The following is a 3717-nucleotide window of genomic DNA, read 5'->3' as shown; positions in this document are numbered from 1 at the left end:
CGGATAAGACGCAGCCGCGCCGCCCCGTCGCGGTCGCCCCGTCGCCGTCGGGGCTTCGAGGCGCGGCCCTACGCGGTCGCGCTTTCGGCCGTCGCCGCGGGACTCGGCGCTGCCATCCTCGCTCAGCCCTATGCCGGCGTCGAGAACGCCGACCTCTTCCTTCTGACCGCCATCGTCGCGGTGGCGGTGCGCTGGGGGCTCGGGCCGGCGCTCGCCGCGGTGGTGGCGGCCTCGCTCGCCTACAACTTCTTCTTCCTGCCGCCGGTCTACACGCTCACCATCGCCGACCCGACCAACGTCGCGGCCTTCCTGCTCTTCACCCTGGTGGCGGTGCTGGTCTCGAACCTCGCCTCCCGCGCCCGCCGCGTGGCGGTGGTCAGCCAGGGCCGCGCCCGGGCCACCGAGCGGCTGTTCGGCTTCTCGCGGAAGCTCGCCGCCTGCGGCACCCTGGACGACGTGCTCTGGGCCACCTGCGCCCAGGTCGCCGCGATGCTGAAGGTCCGCGTCGTCCTGCTGCTGCCCGACGGTCAGGCCGTCACGGTCCGGGCCGGCTACCCGCCGGAGGACATGCTGGACGAGGCCGATCTGGCGGCGGCGCAATGGGCCTTCGACAACGACCGGCCGGCGGGCCGCGGGGCCGACACGCTGCCGGGGGCCAAGCGGCTGTTTCTGCCGATGCGGACCGGGCGCGGCACGATAGGGGTGATCGGCCTCGATACCGACGGCACCGGACCGATCCTGTCGCCGGAGGGCCGCCGCCTTCTCGACGCCCTGGCCGACATGGGCGCCCTCGCCATCGAGCGGGTCCGGCTCGTCGAGGATCTCGACCGGGCCGAGCGCGCCGCCGAAACCGACCGTCTGCGCCAGGCGCTGCTTACCTCGATCAGCCACGACCTGCGCACGCCCCTCGCGTCGGTGCTCGGCGCGGCCAGCACGCTGCGCGACCTCGAATCGGCCCTTCCGGCAGACGCGAAGGCCGAGCTGCTGGCGACGATCATCGAGGAATCGGAGCGGCTCAATCGCTTCATCGCCAACCTCCTCGACATGACCCGGCTGGAGGCGGGCGCGGTGGCGCCGAACCTCTCCGCGCAGGACGTGGCCGAGACCGTCGACACGGCCCTGCGCCGCACCCAGAAGATCCTCGCCGCGCATCGCGTCGCCGTGGAGGTGGAGCCCGACCTGCCGGCCCTGGCGCTCGACCCCGTCCTGTTCGAACAGGTTCTGGTCAATCTCCTGGACAACGCCGCCAAATACGCGCCCGAGGGCTCGACCGTCACCCTGCAGGTCCGCCGCGCCGGCGACCGGGTCCGGATCGCCGTGCTGGACGAAGGGGACGGCCTGCCCGAGGCGGATGTCGAGCGGGTGTTCGACAAGTTCTACCGCGTCCGGAAGGGCGATCGGGTCAGGGCCGGCACCGGGCTGGGGCTCGCCATTTCCCGGGGCTTCGTCGAGGCGATGGGCGGCACGGTCACGGCCGGAAATCGCCGGGACCGGAGCGGGGCCTGCTTCACCATCAGCCTTCCCGTGCCCGCCCGAACTGCGCCCAAGGACATCGCCGCATGAGCCCCACGGTCCTGGTGGTCGACGACGAGCCGCCGATCCGCAAGCTCCTGCGCATGGGCCTCGCCACGCAGGGCTACGCCGTCCTGGAGGCGCCCGACGCCCGGACCGCCCTGGCGCTGCTCGGGCGCGAGGGAGTGGACCTCGTAATCCTCGACCTCGGCCTGCCCGACATGCGCGGCCACGATCTGTTGCGGGCGGTCCGGGCGAGCCATCCCGATCTGCCCGTCGTCGTGCTTTCGAGCCGCGACGACGAGGGCGGCAAGGTCGAGGCGCTGGATCTCGGCGCCAACGATTATGTGACCAAGCCCTTCGGCATGGCGGAGCTGCTGGCCCGCCTGCGGGCCGCCATGCGCCACCAGCTCGCCGCGCGGGGCGAGCGGCCGATCTTCCGCGTCGACAACCTCTCGGTCGATCTCGTCCGCCGGATCGTGAAGGTCGACGAGGCCGAGGTGAAGCTGACCCCGCGGGAATACGACTTCCTGCGCGTCCTGGTGCTGCATGCCGGCAAGGTGCTGACTCACGCGCAGCTCATGCGCTCGGTCCCGTCCTCGTCCGATCCGCAATATCTGCGCGTCTACGTGCGCCAGCTTCGCCAGAAGCTGGAGGCCGATCCCGAACGGCCGCGCCTCCTGCTGACCGAGACCGGCGTCGGCTACCGCCTGCGCGCGCCCGACGACGAGCCGGTCCCGCATCCCCGCGCCGCCGACGGCGCCGCGACCCACTGATCTCGAGGATAGCCCGATGCGTCCCTGCGCCCGCGATTTCGCGCGATGACCGTGGACCAGATCCTCGTGCCGGCCGACGCCCTCGTCGGCTTGCGCATGGCCAGCAAAGGCGCGTTGCTCGAGGAGCTGGCACGCCGTGCAGCCGGCGCCCTGGGCCTGAGCGTGGGGGCGATTTATGCGGCGCTCGTCCGGCGCGAGACCCTCGGCTCGACCGGGATCGGAGACGGCATCGCCCTGCCGCATGCGCGCCTCGACGCGATAACGCGCCCGTACGGGATCCTCGCCCGGCTCCGTGAGCCGATCGATTTCGAGGCGGTCGACGACCGGCCGGTGGACCTCGTCTTCCTGTTGCTGCTCCCCACGGCCGCCGAGGGCGAGCCGCTGAACGCTCTGGCCTGCGTGGCACGGCGCCTGCGCGATCCCGAGGCCGCCGCGGCCATGCGTGCGGCGCGGGATGCGGCGGCTCTCTATGAGGCGGCGATGCGCCGGTAGCCGTGCGGCCCGGTCGTCAATGCGCCCCGCCCGTCTCGACGAACTTGAACAGGAACACCGCCGCGATCACCCAGACGATCGGCTTCACCTCCCGGGCCCGGCCGGCGAGCAGCTTCAACGCCGCGTAGGTGATGAACCCGCAGGAGACGCCGGTGGCGATCGAGTAGGTGAAGGGCATCAGGAGGGCCGTCACGCAGGCCGGCACCACCTCCGTGAGATCGTCCCAGTCGAGCTCCACCAACTCCCGCAGCATCAGGCAGGCGACGTAGAACAGCGCCGGTGCCGTGGCGTAGGCCGGGACGGCACCGGCCAGGGGGGCGAAGAACAGGCAGGCGAGGAACAGAACCGCCACGGTGGCGGCCGTCAGCCCCGTGCGGCCGCCCTCCTCCACGCCGGAGGCGCTCTCCAGATAGGCCGTGGTGCTCGACGTGCCGAGAAGCGCGCCCGCGAAAACCGAGACGGAATCGGCCATCAAGGCCCGGTCGAGGCGGCGCATCCGCCCGTCTGTCAGGAGCCCGGCGCGGTTCGCCACGCCCATCAGCGTCCCGGTGGCGTCGAACAGCTCGACCAGGAACAGGACAAGGATCACGTTGAGCAGGCCCGCCGAGAGCGCGCCCGGGATGTCGAGGGCAAAGAGCGTCGGGGTGATGGAAGGCGGGAGGGCGACGACACCCTGGAAGGTGTTGCCGGCGAACACGAAGCTCAAAGCCGTCACCGTCAGGATGCTGGCGAGCAGCGCCGCCCGAACCTTCCGCGCGGACAGGACGGCCACCATCAGGAAGCCGACCACCGCCAGGATCGTCTCGGGCTTGTGCAGATCGCCGAGGGTGACGAGGGTCGCAGGATTCGCCGCCACGAGGCCGGCATTCTTGAGCGCGATGATCGCCAGGAACAGGCCGATCCCCACCGTGATGGCGATGCGCATGGAGCGCGGATC

Annotated in this window: 4 protein-coding genes; 3 read left to right on the top strand and 1 reads right to left on the bottom strand. The window is 71.7% G+C overall.

Annotated features, from left to right (window positions below; genetic code table 11):
• The 3 genes from I53_RS26330 to I53_RS26320 form a co-directional block, all read left to right on the top strand.
• A partial coding sequence (locus I53_RS26330) for an ATP-binding protein (protein WP_043356451.1) occupies window positions 1-1563 on the top strand: 1563 nt, incomplete at its 5' end.
• On the top strand, window positions 1560-2288 hold the full coding sequence (locus I53_RS26325) for a response regulator transcription factor (protein WP_043356449.1): 729 nt from the start codon (window positions 1560-1562) through the stop codon (window positions 2286-2288). The genes I53_RS26330 and I53_RS26325, both read left to right, overlap by 4 nt.
• A gap of 45 nt (window positions 2289-2333) precedes the next feature.
• Complete coding sequence (locus I53_RS26320) at window positions 2334-2780, top strand: PTS sugar transporter subunit IIA (RefSeq protein WP_043356447.1); 447 nt, start codon at window positions 2334-2336, stop codon at window positions 2778-2780.
• Window positions 2781-2796: 16 nt separating this feature from the next.
• Here the strand turns inward: I53_RS26320 and I53_RS26315 are convergent.
• The coding region (locus I53_RS26315) for an NCS2 family permease (protein ID WP_043356445.1) at window positions 2797-3717 on the bottom strand (921 nt) is incomplete at its 5' end.

The organism is Methylobacterium sp. B1, from assembly GCF_000333255.1.
Lineage (GTDB): Bacteria > Pseudomonadota > Alphaproteobacteria > Rhizobiales > Beijerinckiaceae > Methylobacterium > Methylobacterium fujisawaense.
This window is presented reverse-complemented; position numbering and strand designations above follow the sequence as displayed.